The 16905-nt window shown below is 62.3% G+C and carries 15 protein-coding genes; 4 read left to right on the forward strand and 11 right to left on the reverse strand.

The window, feature by feature from the left end; translation table 11 throughout:
* Positions 1–5 precede the first annotated feature (5 nt).
* The 3 genes from prfA to R8871_RS32990 all read right to left on the reverse strand — a co-directional run bounded on the left by prfA (position 6) and on the right by R8871_RS32990 (position 3270).
* Positions 6–1088, reverse strand: a complete 1083-nt coding sequence (gene prfA / locus R8871_RS32980) for a peptide chain release factor 1 (protein WP_175054144.1) — start codon at positions 1086–1088, stop codon at positions 6–8.
* A gap of 122 nt (positions 1089–1210) precedes the next feature.
* Positions 1211–2497 carry a glutamyl-tRNA reductase gene (hemA, locus tag R8871_RS32985; protein ID WP_175054145.1) on the reverse strand — a complete coding sequence of 429 codons (1287 nt, stop codon included), beginning with the start codon at positions 2495–2497 and terminating at the stop codon, positions 1211–1213.
* A gap of 62 nt (positions 2498–2559) precedes the next feature.
* Positions 2560–3270, reverse strand: a complete 711-nt coding sequence (locus R8871_RS32990) for a response regulator transcription factor (protein ID WP_175054146.1) — start codon at positions 3268–3270, stop codon at positions 2560–2562.
* A 203-nt stretch (positions 3271–3473) separates the two neighbouring features.
* Here R8871_RS32990 and R8871_RS32995 point away from each other — a divergent pair, with 203 nt between their 5' ends.
* From R8871_RS32995 to R8871_RS33005, 3 genes are read left to right on the forward strand one after another with little or no spacing between them, the layout of a single operon-like run.
* Positions 3474–3728 (forward strand): hypothetical protein, encoded by a 255-nt coding sequence (locus R8871_RS32995; protein ID WP_097390512.1) that lies wholly within the window; start codon positions 3474–3476, stop codon positions 3726–3728.
* 19 nt (positions 3729–3747) lie between these two features.
* On the forward strand, positions 3748–5562 hold the full coding sequence (locus R8871_RS33000; protein ID WP_175054147.1) for an aminopeptidase P family protein: 1815 nt from the start codon (positions 3748–3750) through the stop codon (positions 5560–5562).
* A 37-nt stretch (positions 5563–5599) separates the two neighbouring features.
* Positions 5600–6223, forward strand: a complete 624-nt coding sequence (locus R8871_RS33005) for an HAD family hydrolase (protein WP_175054148.1) — start codon at positions 5600–5602, stop codon at positions 6221–6223.
* A gap of 106 nt (positions 6224–6329) precedes the next feature.
* On the opposite strand, the gene R8871_RS33010 is transcribed toward R8871_RS33005, so the two are convergent.
* From R8871_RS33010 to ugpB, 7 genes are all read right to left on the reverse strand, one after another.
* Positions 6330–7466, reverse strand: coding sequence for a DUF748 domain-containing protein (locus R8871_RS33010; RefSeq protein ID WP_175054149.1), 1137 nt, complete (start codon positions 7464–7466; stop codon positions 6330–6332).
* Positions 7467–7801: 335 nt separating this feature from the next.
* A complete protein-coding gene (ettA, locus tag R8871_RS33015; RefSeq protein WP_093643520.1) occupies positions 7802–9466 on the reverse strand; it encodes an energy-dependent translational throttle protein EttA in 1665 nt (554 codons plus the stop codon).
* Positions 9467–9701: 235 nt separating this feature from the next.
* Positions 9702–10001, reverse strand: a complete 300-nt coding sequence (locus R8871_RS33020; RefSeq protein WP_175054150.1) for a DUF3761 domain-containing protein — start codon at positions 9999–10001, stop codon at positions 9702–9704.
* 53 nt (positions 10002–10054) lie between these two features.
* Positions 10055–11143 (reverse strand): sn-glycerol-3-phosphate import ATP-binding protein UgpC, encoded by a 1089-nt coding sequence (locus tag R8871_RS33025; protein ID WP_175054151.1) that lies wholly within the window; start codon positions 11141–11143, stop codon positions 10055–10057.
* 96 nt (positions 11144–11239) lie between these two features.
* The gene (ugpE, locus tag R8871_RS33030; RefSeq protein WP_175054152.1) at positions 11240–12085 is read right to left on the reverse strand and encodes a sn-glycerol-3-phosphate ABC transporter permease UgpE; all 846 of its coding nucleotides are present in this window, start codon (positions 12083–12085) and stop codon (positions 11240–11242) included.
* The gene (gene ugpA, locus R8871_RS33035; RefSeq protein WP_175054153.1) at positions 12082–12966 is read right to left on the reverse strand and encodes a sn-glycerol-3-phosphate ABC transporter permease UgpA; all 885 of its coding nucleotides are present in this window, start codon (positions 12964–12966) and stop codon (positions 12082–12084) included. The genes ugpE and ugpA overlap by 4 nt, the downstream gene beginning before the upstream one ends.
* A 74-nt stretch (positions 12967–13040) precedes the next feature.
* Positions 13041–14366, reverse strand: coding sequence for a sn-glycerol-3-phosphate ABC transporter substrate-binding protein UgpB (ugpB, locus tag R8871_RS33040; RefSeq protein ID WP_172312228.1), 1326 nt, complete (start codon positions 14364–14366; stop codon positions 13041–13043).
* Positions 14367–14704: 338 nt separating this feature from the next.
* On the opposite strand from ugpB, the gene R8871_RS33045 reads away from it, so the two are divergent.
* Positions 14705–15682: a glycerophosphodiester phosphodiesterase family protein gene (locus tag R8871_RS33045; RefSeq protein WP_175054154.1), complete on the forward strand. Its 978-nt coding sequence runs from the start codon at positions 14705–14707 to the stop codon at positions 15680–15682.
* A gap of 116 nt (positions 15683–15798) precedes the next feature.
* Here R8871_RS33045 and ychF read toward each other — a convergent pair whose 3' ends face one another.
* Positions 15799–16893, reverse strand: a complete 1095-nt coding sequence (gene ychF, locus R8871_RS33050) for a redox-regulated ATPase YchF (protein ID WP_175054155.1) — start codon at positions 16891–16893, stop codon at positions 15799–15801.
* Positions 16894–16905 lie beyond the last annotated feature (12 nt).

Consider the following 16905-nt stretch of genomic DNA (forward strand, 5'->3'; position numbering starts at 1 on the left):
CGCGCTTAGTCCGCGTCGCCCAGCGATGCCAGCAACTCGGCCTGATGCTCGCTGACGAGCGCCGCGATCAGTTCGTCGAGATCGCCATCCATGATCGCGTCGAGGCGATATAGCGTCAGATTGATCCGATGGTCCGTCAGACGCCCTTGCGGGAAGTTGTAGGTGCGAATCCGCTCCGAGCGGTCGCCAGAACCGATCAGGCTCTTGCGGGTTGCGGCTTCCTTCGCCTGCTGCTCGTGCGACTGCTTGTCCTTGATGCGTGCCGCCAACACCTTCAGCGCACGATCCTTGTTCTTGTGCTGCGACCGGTCGTCCTGACATTCGACGACGATGCCCGTTGGCAAGTGCGTCACCCGCACGGCCGAATCGGTCTTGTTGATGTGCTGCCCGCCCGCGCCGGACGCGCGGAACGTGTCGATGCGCAGATCGGCCGGATTGATTTCGACTTCGCCGATTTCGTCCGCTTCCGGCATCACCGCGACCGTGCACGCCGACGTGTGAATGCGGCCCTGCGTTTCGGTGGCCGGCACGCGTTGCACGCGATGGCCGCCCGACTCGAACTTGAGCTTGGAATAGGCCGCTTCGCCAGCGATTCGTACGATCACTTCCTTGTAGCCGCCAAGGTCCGATTCGCTCGCCGACATCATTTCCACTTGCCAGCGATTACGCTCGGCAAAGCGCAGGTACATGCGCAGCAAATCGCCCGCGAACAGCGCGGATTCGTCGCCGCCGGTACCGGCGCGGATTTCGAGGAAGATGTTGCGATCGTCGTTCGGGTCTTTCGGCAACAGCATTTTTTGCAATTCCGCGCCGAGTTTTTCCATCCGCTCGCGCGCCGCGCGAATTTCCTCTTCCGCGAAGTCGCGCATCGACGTGTCCGCCAGCAGTTCCTGCGCGGTCGCCGCGTCGTTCATCGCCAGGCGCCACAGCGCGTAATGCTCCACAACCGGCCCGAGCTCGGCGTGTTCACGCGTGAGCTTGCGGTATTGGTCGAGATTCGAGGTGATGTCCTCGCGGCTCAACAGGTCGTTCAGTTCGGCCAGCCGGGTAGTGAGCTGGTCGAGCTTGCGTTGCATGCTCGTTTTCATCGGACGGGTATCGGAGCGGACTCCGGCAAAGACGACGACTAGGGGAGTGGGCAGATGCCCTGGTCAGAAGCATGTCGCGGGCCACTCAGTGTGGCGCGGACGGTGCGGCGGTGGCTGCGCCGCTAACGCTCCGTAGAACCGGAGTGTTTGTAGAAACCGCTCATCAATTCGATAAGCGTGTCACGGTTCTCGCTGCTCGCGCGATTGAGCGCGTGCGTGGGGCCGTGGATCAATTTGTTGGTGAGCGATTGCGACAACGCTTCGAGCACCGCTGCCGGGTCCTCGCCGCGTGCGAGCATTTTCTGCGCGCGTTCGACTTCGGCGCGACGCAGCACGTCGGCCTGTGTATGCATGTGACGGATCACCGGCACGATGCTGCGTGCGTCGAGCCATTGCATGAAGTTCTGCACACGCGTTTCGATGATCGCCTCGGCCTGCGCGACCGCGGCTTGCCGCGACGCATTGCCTTCGCGCACGATCGCGCCGAGATCGTCGACGGTGTACAGGAAAACGTCTTCGAGCTTGCCGACTTCGGGTTCGATATCGCGCGGCACGGCCAGATCGACCATGAAAATCGGCCGGTGACGGCGCGCTTTCACAGCCCGCTCGACGGCGCCCAGCCCGATGATCGGCAAGGTGGACGCGGTGCACGACACGATGATGTCGAACTCATGCATGCGGGTGGGCAGTTCCGAGAGCGGAATGGCCCGGCCGTTGAAGCGTTCGGCGAGGCGGGTGCCGCGCTCGGCCGTGCGATTGGCCACGACGAGTTCGCGTGGCTGCTGCGCTGCGAAGTGCGTAGCGCACAACTCGATCATTTCGCCCGCGCCGATGAACAGCAAGCGCTGGTTTGAAATCTTGTCGAAAATCCGCTGGGCGAGCCGCACGGCGGCTGCCGCCATGGAAACCGACTGCGCGCCGATTTCCGTTGTACTGCGCACTTCCTTCGCCACGGCGAAGGTGCGCTGGAACAACTGGTTCAGATAGGTGCCGAGCGCGCCGGCCTCAGATGCGGTGCGCACCGCGTCCTTCATTTGTCCGACGATTTGCGTTTCGCCCAGCACCATCGAGTCGAGCCCCGAGGCGACGCGGAACGCGTGGCGCACGGCTTCCGACTGCGGCAGCGCGTAGACATGCGGCGCGAGTTCGTCGACGGGCAGGTTGTGGTACTTCGAGAACCACTGGATCGCGGCTTCACGCGCGGCCTGGTCGTCGGTCGCGCAGTAGAGTTCGGTACGGTTACAGGTGGACAGAATTGCCGCTTCCGGCGCCGTGCGGGCGGTGCGGCCGAGCCAGACGCTCTTGAAGGTGTCCAGTGCAGGCTTGATCTGTTCGAGCGGAAACGCCACGCGTTCGCGCAAGGCGACAGGCGCAGTGTGGTGATTGATTCCGATCGTTAGAAGCTGCATATGGGGAGCTATGGTTTAGCCCAATATTATAGCGTTTCCACGATTCTTTCATTCTGCGCGCGTCATCCGGCCTCCACAATGGCTTCCGGCGGGATCGCGTCGAGTTGATAGCCGTAGCCGTAGAGCGGTGTCAGGCAATACCCGAGTTCCGGGCGCAACTGCAATTTGGTCCGAACCCGCGACGCGTGGGTGTCGACGGTGCGCGACTTTACGTCGCGACGGCGAGTCCAGACGGTTTCGAGAATATGCGCGCGCGACACCGGCCGAGACAGATTGGAAAACAGCAGCAGCGCAAAGCGGAATTCCTTTGGCGTCAGGGCGACCGTCTGATTACGAAAGGTAACGACGAATTGCGCTGCGTCGAACGCATAGCCGCCGATCGTATCGCGCCGCCGGTTGGGCGGCCGCCGCAAGGTCGCGCGCCGCAGCAGCGCGTCCACCCGGGCCAGCATTTCCGGGCCGCGGACCGGTTTGGTCAGGCAGTCGTCGGCGCCGGCATGGAGCGCGGCGACAATCTGGCTTTCGCGTGGCTCCGACAGCAGCACGATCACCGGCAAATTCGGCAGGATCGAGCGGGCGCGCGGAATCAGGTCTTCGGCGCAATGGTCGCCGGCCCAGTTTTCGGTGATGAGAAGATCGAAGAATTCGTCGGCGGCGCGATGCAGGAACGGTGTGCTCGCTGTGAAGTGCTGGCACGCATGGCCGCCGGCAAAAATTAGCCGGCCGACCAGGGTGGCGTGCCGTAAATCCGGCTCGATAAGGGCGATTCGCATGGCGCGCTTTCAGCTTGGCAATTACCCGGGCTAGGTTTCTCCGTAAGGCTTGCAGCTTGCCTAACATCACCCCGACCCCTAAACTCAACCGCTATGCGGAAAGCGCCGTGCTGAACCTCTATAGTTAATGAGACAAAAATGCTATCTGTGTTGGCTCCTTGCGCCCATGAGACGAATCTGAAACTGCGCGAGACCTGCCGCTAATGGGGTGGCCCGGAATCCTGGTGCTGGGCGCCGTGATCGGCCTGGCGGGCTGGTGGTTGCATCCGCTGCGCCGTTCGAGCCGTGCCCCGTGGTGGGTGGCGCTCCTGACGGGCGTGCTGGGCGCGGGTGTCGCCCGCATGGCCGGCAACGTGGTGGGTCTTTTTCATGATGGCGATACGCTCGAATGGCCGGTATGTACCGCCATCGCGCTGGTCGCCGTTGCCGTGACGGTCGGCTTGCTTTCCCGTCGATGAATATTTGCAGGTGACTCCGATGAATGCCCGACTTCCTGAAACTTCCTCCATTCCCGAACGGCTCGCGACATTGCGCAACGCGATGGCGCGCGAAGGTGTAGCCGCCTATCTGGTGCCGTCCGCAGATCCGCATCTTTCCGAATATCTGCCTGGGCGCTGGCAAGGCCGGCAGTGGTTGTCGGGCTTTACCGGCTCGGCCGGCACGCTCGTCGTGACCGCTGATTTCGCCGGCGTGTGGACCGACAGCCGCTATTGGGAACAGGCCAACGCGCAACTGGCCGGCACTGGCGTTCAGTTGATGAAGATGACTGGCGGCCAGCAGACCGCGCCGCATTTTGAATGGCTTGCGCAGAACGTCGCGACCGGCAGCACGGTCGGTGTCGACGGCGCCGTGCTCGGCGTGTCGGCAGCACGTGCGTTGAGCCAGGCGCTGACTGCGCACGGCGTGAAGCTGCGCACCGACGTCGATCTGTTCGACGCGATCTGGCCGCAGCGCCCATCGCTGCCCGCCGCCGCTGTGTTCGAGCATGCCGCGCCGCACGCGAGCGTCGCCCGTTCCGAGAAGCTCGCACAGATTCGCCGGGCGATGGCGGAGAAGGGCGCGCAGTGGCACTTCATTTCCACGCTCGACGACCTCGCATGGCTTCTGAATCTGCGCGGTGCGGACGTCAGCTATAACCCGGTGTTCGTGGCGCACGCGCTGATCGGTCCGGAAAGCGCGTCGCTCTTCGTCGCCGACGGCAAGGTGCCGCAAGCGCTGGCCGACGCGCTCGCACGCGACAACATCAGCGTCGAGCCCTACGCGAAGGCCGCAGATGCGCTGGCCGCGCTGCCGGCCGGCTGCACGCTGCTGATCGACCCGCGCCGCATTACCTATGGCTCGCTGCAATCGGTGCCGTCCACGGTGAACGTCGTCGAGGCGGTCAATCCGTCCACGTTCTTCAAGTCGCGCAAGACCGAGGCGGAAGCGGAGCACGTGCGCGAGACGATGGAACAGGACGGCGCGGCGCTCGCCGAATTCTTCGCGTGGTTCGAAGGCGCGCTAGGCCGCGAAACGATCACCGAACTGACGATCGACGAGCGGCTGACGGCAGCCCGCGCACGCCGTCCGGGTTTCGTGTCGCTGAGCTTTGCAACGATCGCCGGCTTCAACGCGAACGGCGCGATGCCTCACTACCGCGCAACCGATGAAGCGCATTCGGTGATCGAGGGCAACGGCCTGTTGCTGATCGATTCGGGCGCGCAATATCTGAGCGGCACGACCGACATCACCCGCGTCGTACCGGTCGGCACCATCAGCGAGGCGCAGCGGCGCGATTTCACGATCGTGCTGAAGGGCACCATGGCGCTGTCGCGCGCGAAATTCCCGCGCGGCATCCGTTCGCCGATGCTCGACGCGATCGCTCGCGCACCGATCTGGGAAGCCGGCGCCGATTACGGTCATGGCACCGGTCACGGCGTGGGCTATTTTCTGAATGTGCACGAAGGCCCGCAGGTGATCTCGCACTACGCGCCGGCCGAACCGTGGACGGCGATGGAAGAAGGCATGATCACCTCGGTCGAGCCGGGTATCTACCGGCCGGGCCAGTGGGGTGTGCGGATCGAGAACCTGGTGCTGAACGTGCCGGCGGAGAAAACCGAGTTCGGCGATTTCCTCAAGTTCGAGACGCTGACGCTGTGCCCGATCGATACGCGCTGCCTCGACCTGTCGCTGCTGCGTGACGACGAGCGCGCGTGGCTCAATGGGTATCACGAGATGGTGCGCACGCGCCTGTCGCCGCATGTGTCGGGCGAGGCCAAGGCGTGGCTCGAGTTGCGTACACAGGCTATTTGATTGATCTCGTCGCCACGAGCTTACTGACGGAGCGTGCATGGCCATCAAGGCAGTCGTGTTCGATTTCGGCGGCGTGCTGATCGACTGGAGCCCCGAGTATCTGTATCGCCAGTTGATCCCTGACGAAACGGAGCGCCGCTGGTTTCTGACGCACGTCTGTTCGATGGAATGGGTGATCCGTCAGGACGGTGGTCAGCCGATCGCCGAAGGGACAAACGAGCTGATCGCGAAGTTTCCCGATCACGCGCCACTGATCCGCGCGTTTTACGAGCGCTGGCACGAGATGGTGCCTGGCGTGCTGGAAGAGGGCGTGGCGCTCATGGAAAAACTCGAAGCGGCCAATGTGCCGCTTTTTGGGCTCACGAACTGGTCGGCGGAGACGTTTCCTTATGCTTGGGAGCATTTCCCGGTGCTGCGGCGGTTTCGCGACATCGTCGTATCGGGCCGGGTGAAGCTGGTGAAGCCCGATCCGGCGATCTTCGCGGAAATGCGTCAGCGGATCGAGGCGCAATTGCCGGGCATTCAGCCGGGCGAACTCGTCTTCATCGACGACAATCTGAAAAACGCCGAGGCCGCGACGGCACTCGGCTGGCATGGTGTGCATCACACGAGCGCCGCAAAAACGGAAGCAGGACTGCGCGGGTTGGGTTTGCCGGTCTAAGGCGAGATGCCGCGTTCTGGGGATCGCGGTTAATGGTGGTTAAAGCAAAGCGGCGACGTGGCACGTCTCCGCTTCAATTGCGCCGCCCGCGTCGGCCCAAGTCCGCTTACTGACCGAGCAGATTTTTCAACGCGTTACCTAGTCCTTTCACGGTCTCCCCGGCGCCTTTCGCCACCCCTTCGACGCTCACGCCCATCGCCTTCGCAAAACCGGCGCCAAGACGCGTCATCAGACTTTCCTGCACCGAAAACTTCGGGTCGCGCAAATTCCCGTCCAGTACGAAATGTAGCGTGATGTCGCCGTTGTGCGTCTTGAGGGCGGCGATGGCGGCCTTGGTCGGAATCGACATGAAGGTGTCGAGCGGGTTTTCGTTGTCGGCGAGTTGCAGATGGTGGATCGTCACCGTGCCGGGTGCATGCAACTGATAGTTACGCACCGTCGAGTCGACCGTCAGGTCGACCGTGCCGCCCGTCACTTGCGCCTTCGCGCCGGTTTTTTTCAGCAGGTACGGATCGAGCATCACGACATCGACGCCGCGCAGTGTGCTGTTGGTCTGCGAATCCTTGCTGGCAATCTTGATCCACCCGCCGAACGAAACGGTGCCCGTATGCGTCGGTCCCTTGATCGAGCCGGTGACGTTGACGTTGGTCGGTTCGGAGAGCGCGGGCAGATGCAGGTGATCGACCGTCGCGTTGGCGTTGCTGACGGTGACTTTGAATGCCGGCGGGCCGACCGTCATATCGTAGAAATGGAAGTTGCCTTGCTCGAAGCTGACGTGATCGATCAGCTTTTCGCGGGAGCCGGACGCGGCCGCGCCGCTGGCTTCATCATCGTTCGAGCCGCTAATCGGGCCATTGACCGATTGCCGCAGATTCGGCATCAGACGGATCGCACCGTCCCTGGATCGCAACACGGCGATGTCGAAGCCGCGCACCACCACGCTACGAATATGCATGCGCCGCGCGAGCAGATCGCGGATATCGGGCGTGATGGTAATTTCGTCGGCGCGTAGCGGATCGCCGGCGGGCCAGTTCGGCGGCGCCTTGAGCAGAACGTTGGTGAGATGGACGGAAGTGAGGCCGACATGAATGCTTTCGGCACTGCCCAATGGCCCGAGCGCCGCGATGACGCGTTCCTTGACTTCGCGCTGCGCGAACTGCAGTGCACCGACCGCGACGACGATCAGCACCAGCAGCACGCCACCTGCGGCAATGGCCCAGCGCCTGGCTTTCGACATCGCCATGCTTGCCTCCTCGTCGCCGCGCCTGGCGCGGTGTGGGTGTGATCGGCCGGTGTGCGCGCCCGTTGGACGCACAGCTATTTGATACGGCGGAGTTCCTGCATCCCGCCGGGACGACGTGTATCACGCTGTGGCACGCAAAGCGTGTGCCCTACCGGATAGCCGGCAAATGCACGGCAAGCGCACGGCAATTGTGGCGTGCGACGGACGGTGAGCAAAATGACCAGACACCCGGCCGGCAAAACGCGCCGACCAGGCGCTCAGCAAAGCATCAGCAATAAAAAGACCAGCAAAACAGCCCGCTCATCAACCAACGAGCGTGCCGCCAAACCAGCGATTTATCGCGCAATCGGCTTGTAACGCAGACGCTTCGGACGTGCAGCTTCTTCACCGAGGCGGGCGCGCTTGTCCGCTTCGTATTCCTGGTAGTTGCCGTCGAAGAACGTGATTTGCGAATCGCCTTCGAACGCCAGGATGTGTGTCGCGATCCGGTCGAGGAACCAGCGATCGTGCGAAATCACCATCACGGAGCCGGCGAATTCGAGCAGAGCGTCTTCGAGCGCGCGCAGCGTTTCGACGTCCAGGTCGTTCGACGGTTCGTCCAGCAGCAGCACGTTGCCGCCCGCGATCAGCGTTTTCGCCAGATGCAGCCGGCCGCGCTCACCGCCCGACAGATTGCCGACGGTCTTCTGCTGGTCGCCGCCCTTGAAGTTGAAGCGGCCGATATACGCACGCGAAGGCGTCTCGTACTTGCCGACCGTCAGCACGTCCGCACCGCCGGAGATTTCTTCGAACACGGTCTTCGAGCCGTCGAGCGCGTCGCGGCTTTGATCCACGTAGGCGAGCTTGACCGTCGGGCCTTGCACGATCTCGCCCGAATCCGGCTGTTCGCGGCCGGTCAGCATGCGGAACAGCGTCGACTTACCGGCGCCGTTCGGCCCGATGATGCCGACGATCGCGCCCGCCGGAATCTTGAAGCTCACGTCGTCAAGCAGCAAACGGTCGCCATACGACTTGCTGACGTTCTTGAACTCGATCACTTCGTTACCCAAGCGGTCGCCGACCGGGATGAAGATTTCCGAGGTCTCGTTGCGCTTCTGATAGTCCTGGCTGTTCAGTTCCTCGAAGCGGGCAATACGCGCCTTCGACTTCGCCTGACGGCCCTTCGGGTTCTGGCGCACCCACTCCAGTTCCTTCTTGATCGCCTTCTGACGCGCCGATTCCGACGACTCTTCCTGCTTCAGGCGCTCTTCCTTCTGGTCGAGCCAGCTGCTGTAGTTGCCCTTCCACGGAATGCCGTGGCCGCGGTCGAGTTCGAGAATCCACTCGGCTGCGTTATCGAGGAAGTAGCGATCGTGGGTCACGGCGACGACCGTGCCCGGGAAGCGCGTGAGGAACTGTTCGAGCCAGTCGACCGATTCCGCATCCAGGTGGTTGGTCGGTTCGTCGAGCAGCAGCATGTCCGGCTTTTCGAGCAGCAGCTTGCAGAGCGCCACGCGGCGCTTTTCGCCACCCGACAGATGTTCGATTTTGGCGTCCCACGCCGGCAGACGCAGCGCGTCGGCGGCGATTTCGATCTGCTGTTCGGCGCTGCCGTCAGTGGTGGCCAGGATCGCTTCGTACTTTGCCTGCTCGGCGGCGAGCGCGTCGAAGTCGGCGTCCGGTTCTGCGTAGGCGGCGTAGATTTCGTCGAGTTTCTTCTGTGCGCCGAAGACGTCGCCGAGACCTTCCTCGACCGCTTCACGCACCGTCTTGTTCGGATCGAGTTGCGGTTCCTGCGGCAGATAGCCGATGTTCAGGTTCGGCATCGGCGTGGCTTCGCCTTCGATATCTTTGTCCACACCGGCCATGATGCGGATCAGCGTCGACTTGCCCGAGCCGTTCAGGCCGAGCAGGCCGATCTTCGCGCCGGGGAAGAACGACAGCGAGATGTCTTTCAGGATTTGACGCTTGGGCGGCACGATTTTGCCGACCCGGTTCATGGTGAAGACGTATTGGGCCATTTGCTTGCAATAGACGTTGACGACGCCGGCCGCGTGGGGGCGGGCGGTCGTGGGTGGATGGGTAATCGGTGTGTTGGTCAGGCAGTGCGCCCGACGCCGGCCGGCGCGGCGTCGAGCGCGGTGTCGAACCCCGCGACGCCCCGCGCGCGGGCGGGTTGTGCAGATGGCATTGTACTTCGGGGCGAGGGTGGGGCGGCAACGCGAATGGAAACGGAGCGGCCCGCCGCCCGCTCCGTTACAACCAATCTGCTACGCCGCCGTGCCGTGAACAGGTGCCGCTGCGATGCCGGCTGAAACTGTAGGTGCCGTCGCGGCAGCGTGCGGTCGCACCTTCGGGCGCCTTGCCTGAAAGGGAGCGCGCAGGCGCGTGCACCGTGTTGCCGTCGCGATTGGTATAGGTGTTGTGATTGCTGAGGTTCGCTTCGTCGGGCGACGTTCCGGGCGCGACGTACGCGAACGCCGAGGTCGCGGTGAACAGCAGCGCAGCGGTGAGCGCTGCTGTCCGGCGCAAGCAGTGGAAGGCAATGCCTTGCATGGTCCTGAAGTCTTTATTGTTTTGGGTACGTCGGGTCTGGCTTAAGCGGGACGTCAGTTCGCGCGCCGTCCGCTCGCCGGATCGAAGAAATGCAGATGCTGCACGGGCAGCGAGACCTGCAGCGCTTCGCCAGCCGGGGGGCGATGCGTGTGCGGCAGCCGCACGGTCACGTCGTGCTTGCCCCAGTGGCCGTGCACGAGATTGTCCGCGCCGAGCAGTTCGCAGGAATCGACGGTCAACGTGGCGTGCGCAGTGTCCGGTTGACCCGGCGTCATGTGCTCGGGGCGAATGCCGAGCGTCCATTCGCGGCCCTTGGCAACTTCCCGGCCAATCGACGGCACGCCCTCCAGCGGCAGTTTCGGCCCGTTACCGGCCACGTCAAACGTCAAGCCGTCATCCGACACCCGGCCTTCCAGCAGATTCATGCCCGGCGAGCCGATGAAGCTCGCGACGAACACCGTCGCCGGCCACTCGTAGACCTCGGTCGGCGCGCCGATCTGCTCGGCGTGACCTTTGTTCATCACGATCACGCGTTGCGCCAGCGTCATCGCTTCGATCTGATCGTGCGTGACGTACAGGCTGGTGGTGGCGAGCCGCGCGTGGAGGCGCTGAATTTCGAGGCGCATCTGCACGCGCAGTCGGGCATCCAGATTGGACAACGGTTCGTCGAACAGAAACACGGCCGGCTCGCGCACGATCGCGCGACCCATCGCGACGCGTTGCCGTTGACCGCCCGACAACTCGCGCGGCTTGCGTGCGAGCAGTGGTCCAAGTTCGAGAATCTGCGCCGCGGCGTCCACACGCTTCGCAATCTGCGCGCGGTCGACGCCCGCGATCTTCAGCGCGTAGCCCATATTGTCGGCGACGCTCATGTGCGGATACAGCGCGTAGTTCTGGAACACCATCGCGATGTTGCGATCCTTCGGCTCCAGCCGATTGACCACTTTGCCGGAGATCGAGACAGTGCCGTCGGAGATGCCTTCGAGCCCGGCCACCATCCGCAGCAAGGTCGACTTGCCGCAACCCGACGGACCGACCATCACGACGAACTCGCCGTCCGAGACGTCCACATCGATGCCGTGCAACACGAACTGTTTGCCGTCGTAGGTCTTTTTAACGCCTTGCAGAGTCAGTGCAGCCATGCTGTTTTAGCCTTATCGTTGCTTGCCGCGCGTGCCACGTTTTGCGCGGTGTTCTTTTTCCATGTCCAACGCCGAAACTCGCCCACGCTGCGCGAGTTACTTCTCCGAATCCACTAATCCGCGCACGAACCAGCGCTGCATCGTCAACACGACGACGAGCGGCGGCAGCATTGCAAGCAGCGTCGCGGTCATCACGAGATGCCATTCGGTTGCGGTATCGCCGGACGCGATCATGCTTTTGATGCCGACCACGGCCGTGGTCAGCGATTGCTGGCTCGTAATCAGGATCGGCCACAGATACTGATTCCAGCCGTAAATGAACGTGATGACAAAGAGCGCCGCCATATTCGTCTTCGACAGCGGCAGCACCACGTCCCAGAAGAACCGCATCGCGCCCGCACCGTCGATGCGCGCCGCTTCCATCAACTCGTCAGGCAGCGTCATGAAGAACTGGCGGAACAGGAACGTGGCGGTGGCCGACGCGATCAGCGGCAAGGTCAAACCGCTATACGTATTGCTCAAATGCATCGACGACACAACCTGCACGGTCGGAAAGATCCGTACTTCGACCGGCAGCATCAGCGTGATGAAGATCAGCCAGAACGACAGATTGCGAAACGGAAAGCGGAAAAACACGATCGCATACGCGGAGATCATCGAAATCGCGATCTTGCCGATCGAAATCACCAGTGCCATGACGAGGCTGTTGAATATCATGCGGCCGAACGGCGCGGCCGCATTGCCGCTGCCCTGCGTCCAGACGGTGGCGATGTTTTCGAACAGATGTGTACTCGGCACCAAAGACAGCGGCACGCTGAACACCTCATGCTCGCTCATCGTGGCCGCGCAAAACGCGACGTACACGGGAAACACCACCAGCACGACGCCGAGAATCAGCACCGCATGGCAGAAGAGGTCGAAACCGCGTCGGTTCTCGATCATGAGTATTGAACCCTGCGTTCGATGAAGCGGAATTGCGCGACCGTCAACGCGACGACGATGACCATCAGGATGACGGACTGCGCGCCCGAACTGCCGATGTCCAGCCCCTGAAAGCCTTCGGCGAAAATCTTGTAGATCAGCGTGCGGGTGGACTGCGCCGGACCGCCGCCGGTGGCGGCATCGATCACCGGGAAGGTGTCGAAGAACGCGTAGGTGATATTGATCACCAGCAGGAAGAAGCTGGTTGGCGAGAGCAGCGGCAGGGCAATGCCGAAGAAGCGCCGTACCGGACCGGCTCCGTCGATGGCCGCCGCTTCGATCAGCGAACGCGGAATCGCCTGCAAGCCGGCATAGAAGAACAGAAAGTTATAGCTGACCTGTTTCCACACCGAAGCCAGCACTACCAGAAACATCGCCTGTCCCGCGTTCAACGCGTGATTCCACACGATGCCGTACTTCGCGAGCGCATAAGTGATGACGCCGATACTCGGATTGAACAGGAACGACCACAACACGGCGGCGATCGCGGGCGCGACCGCATACGGCCAGATCAGCAGCGTCTGATAAGCCTTGGCGCCGCGTGTCACGCGATCCGCGCAGACCGCCAGCAGAAGCGAAATCACCAATCCGAACACGGTGACGAGCGCACAGAAAATCAGCGTCGTATTGAACGACGACAGGTAAAGCGGATCGGCGAACAACTGCTTGAAATTGGCGAGCCCGACAAACTCGCTCGACGTGCCGAACGCGTCCTGACTCTGCGTGGATTGCCACAGCGCTTCACCTGCCGGCCACAGAAAGAACAGCACCGTGATCAGGAGTTGCGGCGCGACGAGCAGGTAGGGCAGCACGCTGGTGCCGAAGCTGGAGCGCTTTTCCATTGAGAATTCCCGAGGTTCTTCTACAACTACAGGTTTCGGTGCGGACGCACCGAAACCTGTCGGCTGGTGCCCGGTTAGTTACCGGCTTTCTCGAAGCGGCGCAGCAACTCGTCGCCACGCGACACCGACGAATCGAGTGCCTGTTGCGGCGTCTTCTTGTCCGCCCAGACCTGTTCGAGTTCTTCGTCGATCACCGTGCGGATCTGCGGCATGTTGCCCAGACGCAAGCCCTTCGTGTACGGCAGGGGCGGCTTATTAAGCATCTGCTTGATCGCGGTATCGCTGCCCGGATTCTTCTCGTAGAAGCCTTGCTGCTGGGTCAACTGATACGCGGCGGTCGTGACCGGCAGATAGCCGGTGTCCTGGTGCCACTTCGCGGCAACCGGCGCCGACGACAAATAGGACATGAATTTCGCCACGCCCTTGTATACAGCCGGATCTTTACCCGACAGTACCCACAGGCTTGCCCCGCCGATGATCGCATTCTGCGGCGCGCCCTTCACGCTGGCGTCGTACGGCATCATGCCGGTACCAAAATTAAACTTCGCGTACTTCTTGATCGTGGCAAGCGAGCCCGACGAGTTCGTGATGATCCCGCAGTCACCGCTATAGAACTTCGACACCGGTTCGTCTTTGCGGCCGACGTACGTGAAGGTGCCTTCCTTCTGCATGTTCTGCAGGAACTGGATGTGCGCGACCTGCAGCGGCTTGTTGAATTCGAGCTGCGCGTCGGCGCCGTCGAACCCGTTGTTCTTCGATGCGAACGGCGCGCCATGCCAGGCGCTATAGTTTTCGAGCTGAATCCAGCTCTGCCAGCCCGACGAATAACCGCATGTCATGCCCGACGCCTTCAGCTTCTGTGCGTCCACCTGCAATTCGGCCCAGGTTTTCGGCGGCTGATTCGGATCGAGCCCGGCCTTCTTGAAGGCGTCCTTGTTGTAGTACAACACCGGCGTCGAGCTATTGAACGGCATCGAGATCAGTTCGCCGGTTTTGGCGTCGCTGTAGTAGCTGGCGATGGTCGGCACAAAGGCCTTTTCGTCGAGCGGTACGCCGGCTTGCTTGAACACTTCCGAGACCGGGATCACGGCTTTCTTCGCCTGCATCATTGTCGCGGTGCCGACTTCGTAGACCTGCAGAATGGCCGGCGCGTTGCCGCTGCGGTAGGCCGCGATGCCGGCGGCGAGGGTCTGGTCGTAGCTGCCCTTGAACACCGGTACGATCTTGTAGTCGCTTTGCGACGCGTTGAACGCGTTGGCAATGTCGTTCAGACGCTCGCCGAGAGCGGCTTCCATGGCGTGCCAGAACTGGATTTCAGTGGCGGCATGGGCTGCCTGGCTAATGCCGAGGCTCAACACAGCGGCAACGGAAAGTGAACGGAATAACGGCTTGCAACGCATCGATTTGATCTCCTGATTGGAACGTGCGCAGATGGGAATCGCGCGATTCTATTTGTGTTCGATGACAGTCCGGCGTCAGTTGCCTGGCGGATGCCCGCTTTTGACAGGCGCCGACAGCCGCAATTTAACATCGGCTGTCACGGAACAGAAACAATAGGCGTCTGGAAAGGCGTCTACGTGTGGCGTCACGACGCAACGCAGGCTGTCCGTCCACGGGCATGATGGCCAGGAGCCAGGAGCCAGGAGCCAGGAGCCAGGAGCCAGGAGCCAGGAGCCAGGAGCCAGGAGCTTTGCGAAATCATGCAGGTTTGATCAGTGTTTATTAATCAGGATTCCGGATGCTGAGTTCAGTACGATTAACGGTTTGCGGTTCGATAGCGAGTCTCATCATGCTCGCGGGGTGTGCGCTGACGCCCACCGCGACGAACAATGGGCCAGCAACGGTGACATCGTTGCCGAAGATCATCGCCCATCGCGGCGGCACAGGCGACGCGCCCGAAAACACGCTCGAAGCGATTCGCCTGTCGATCGCGCATCATGCCGACGCAATGTGGCTCACGGTTCAGCTGAGCAAGGACGGCGTGCCGGTCCTGTACCGTCCGGCCGATCTGTCGGCGTTGACCGACGCGAAGGGGTCAGTGTCCGCATTCACGGCGGCAGAACTTGCGCGTGTGAACGCCGGCTGGAGCTTTCGCCGAGGCGACACGTATCCCTATCGCGACCACCCGGCCGGCATTCCCACCTTGCGCGAAGCGTTGCGCACAATCCCGCCGGCCATGCCGGTCATCCTCGATATGAAAGCGTTGCCCGCCGCGCCACAGGCGCAGGCGGTGGCGCGCATTCTGGACGAAGAAAGCGCGTGGCCGCGCGTGTCGATCTATTCGACCGAAGCGGACTATCAGCAGAGTTTCGCCGGTTATCCGCAGGCGAAGTTGTTCGAATCGCGCGATGCGACCCGTGGGCGGCTCGTGCGCGTATTGCTGAATCAGGGCTGTGTGGATGCGCCTGCCGAACACGCAATGACAGCGTTCGAGCTGCATCGGGCGATGACGGTGTCGGAGAAGTTCACCTTGGGCGAAGGCCGCTCGGATGTGAAGGCAACGCTATGGACGCCTTCAACCGTTGCCTGCTTCCGGCAGAAGCCCGATGTCCGGATCGTGGCGATTGCGGTGAACGATGCGGCGGATTATCGGACGGCCGCGTGTCTGGGGATCGATGCCGTGCTCGCGGATTCGCCGTCGCATATGGCGGCCGTCAGGGACGGTATCCCGATGCCGCTCAAGTGCGTCGCAGGTAATGGAGCGGTCGCGCAGTAAAACAAAAAGCCCGCTTTTGAGCGGGCTTTTCGAGGAGATGCAGCGTGTGGCGATGCTTAACGTTCGTCCGGCATTCTGCCAATCGCCGCGCCTTACGCTAAGGCCGAGGCCAAGCCTCAGACGTTGAACAGGAAGTTCATCACGTCGCCGTCGTGGACGACGTATTCCTTACCTTCCGCACGCATCTTGCCGGCTTCCTTCGCACCTTGTTCACCCTTGTAGGTGATGAAGTCGTTGAAGGCGATGGTCTGCGCGCGAATGAAGCCGCGCTCGAAGTCGGTGTGAATCGCGCCCGCTGCTTGCGGTGCTGTGTCGCCGATATGGATCGTCCATGCGCGCACTTCTTTCACGCCGGCCGTGAAGTAGGTTTGCAGGCCCAGCAGCTTGAAACCGGCGCGAATCACGCGGTTCAGGCCTGGTTCTTCCATGCCCATGTCCTGGAGAAACACTTCCATGTCCGCTTCTTCGAGGTCGGCGATTTCCGCTTCGATCGCCGCGCACACGGCGACGACCGGTGCGCCTTCGGCGGCCGCGAACTTCGTGACTGCGTCGAGGTGCGGGTTGTTCTCGAAACCGTCGTCCTTCACGTTGGCGACGTACATGGTCGGCTTGGCAGTGATCAGGCAGAACGGCTTGAGCGTGGCCTTTTCTTCATCCGACAGGTCGAGCGCGCGGACCGGCTTGGCCTGGTCGAGCTGCGCGCGCACTTTTTCCAGAACCGCGGCGTTCTTGATGGCTTCCTTGTCGTTACCCGACTTGGCGGCCTTCGAATAGCGCGACAGCGCCTTTTCGACGGTCGCGAGGTCGGCCAGCGCCAACTCGGTATTGATCACTTCGATATCCGACAGCGGATCGACCTTGTTCGCGACGTGAATCACGTTTTCGTCTTCGAAGCAGCGCACCACGTGCGTGATCGCGTCGGTTTCGCGGATGTTCGCGAGGAACTGGTTGCCGAGACCTTCGCCCTTGCTCGCACCGGCCACGAGACCGGCGATGTCGACGAATTCCACCACGGCCGGCAGGATGCGCTCCGGCTTGACGATTTCGGCGAGCGCCTTCAGACGCGCGTCCGGCACTTCGACGATGCCAACGTTCGGCTCGATCGTGCAGAACGGATAGTTTTCGGCGGCAATGCCCGCCTTGGTCAGCGCGTTGAACAGGGTGGACTTGCCGACGTTAGGCAGGCCGACGATGCCGCATTTGAGGCTCATGGAAATCCTTCA

It is taken from the genome of Paraburkholderia sediminicola, from assembly GCF_902859805.1.
In the GTDB taxonomy this organism is placed as follows: domain Bacteria; phylum Pseudomonadota; class Gammaproteobacteria; order Burkholderiales; family Burkholderiaceae; genus Paraburkholderia; species Paraburkholderia sediminicola.

Coding starts and splice junctions, on each gene's coding strand:
- hemA (WP_175054145.1), bottom strand. CDS start 2,497: ATGCAGCTTCTAACGATCGGAATCAATCACCACACTGCGCCTGTCGCC.
- ugpA (WP_175054153.1), bottom strand. CDS start 12,966: ATGGAAAAGCGCTCCAGCTTCGGCACCAGCGTGCTGCCCTACCTGCTC.
- R8871_RS33005 (WP_175054148.1), top strand. CDS start 5,600: ATGGCCATCAAGGCAGTCGTGTTCGATTTCGGCGGCGTGCTGATCGAC.
- ychF (WP_175054155.1), bottom strand. CDS start 16,893: ATGAGCCTCAAATGCGGCATCGTCGGCCTGCCTAACGTCGGCAAGTCC.
- R8871_RS33045 (WP_175054154.1), top strand. CDS start 14,705: ATGCTGAGTTCAGTACGATTAACGGTTTGCGGTTCGATAGCGAGTCTC.
- prfA (WP_175054144.1), bottom strand. CDS start 1,088: ATGAAAACGAGCATGCAACGCAAGCTCGACCAGCTCACTACCCGGCTG.
- R8871_RS33000 (WP_175054147.1), top strand. CDS start 3,748: ATGAATGCCCGACTTCCTGAAACTTCCTCCATTCCCGAACGGCTCGCG.
- ettA (WP_093643520.1), bottom strand. CDS start 9,466: ATGGCCCAATACGTCTTCACCATGAACCGGGTCGGCAAAATCGTGCCG.
- R8871_RS32990 (WP_175054146.1), bottom strand. CDS start 3,270: ATGCGAATCGCCCTTATCGAGCCGGATTTACGGCACGCCACCCTGGTC.
- R8871_RS32995 (WP_097390512.1), top strand. CDS start 3,474: ATGGGGTGGCCCGGAATCCTGGTGCTGGGCGCCGTGATCGGCCTGGCG.
- R8871_RS33010 (WP_175054149.1), bottom strand. CDS start 7,466: ATGGCGATGTCGAAAGCCAGGCGCTGGGCCATTGCCGCAGGTGGCGTG.
- ugpE (WP_175054152.1), bottom strand. CDS start 12,085: ATGATCGAGAACCGACGCGGTTTCGACCTCTTCTGCCATGCGGTGCTG.
- R8871_RS33025 (WP_175054151.1), bottom strand. CDS start 11,143: ATGGCTGCACTGACTCTGCAAGGCGTTAAAAAGACCTACGACGGCAAA.
- R8871_RS33020 (WP_175054150.1), bottom strand. CDS start 10,001: ATGCAAGGCATTGCCTTCCACTGCTTGCGCCGGACAGCAGCGCTCACC.
- ugpB (WP_172312228.1), bottom strand. CDS start 14,366: ATGCGTTGCAAGCCGTTATTCCGTTCACTTTCCGTTGCCGCTGTGTTG.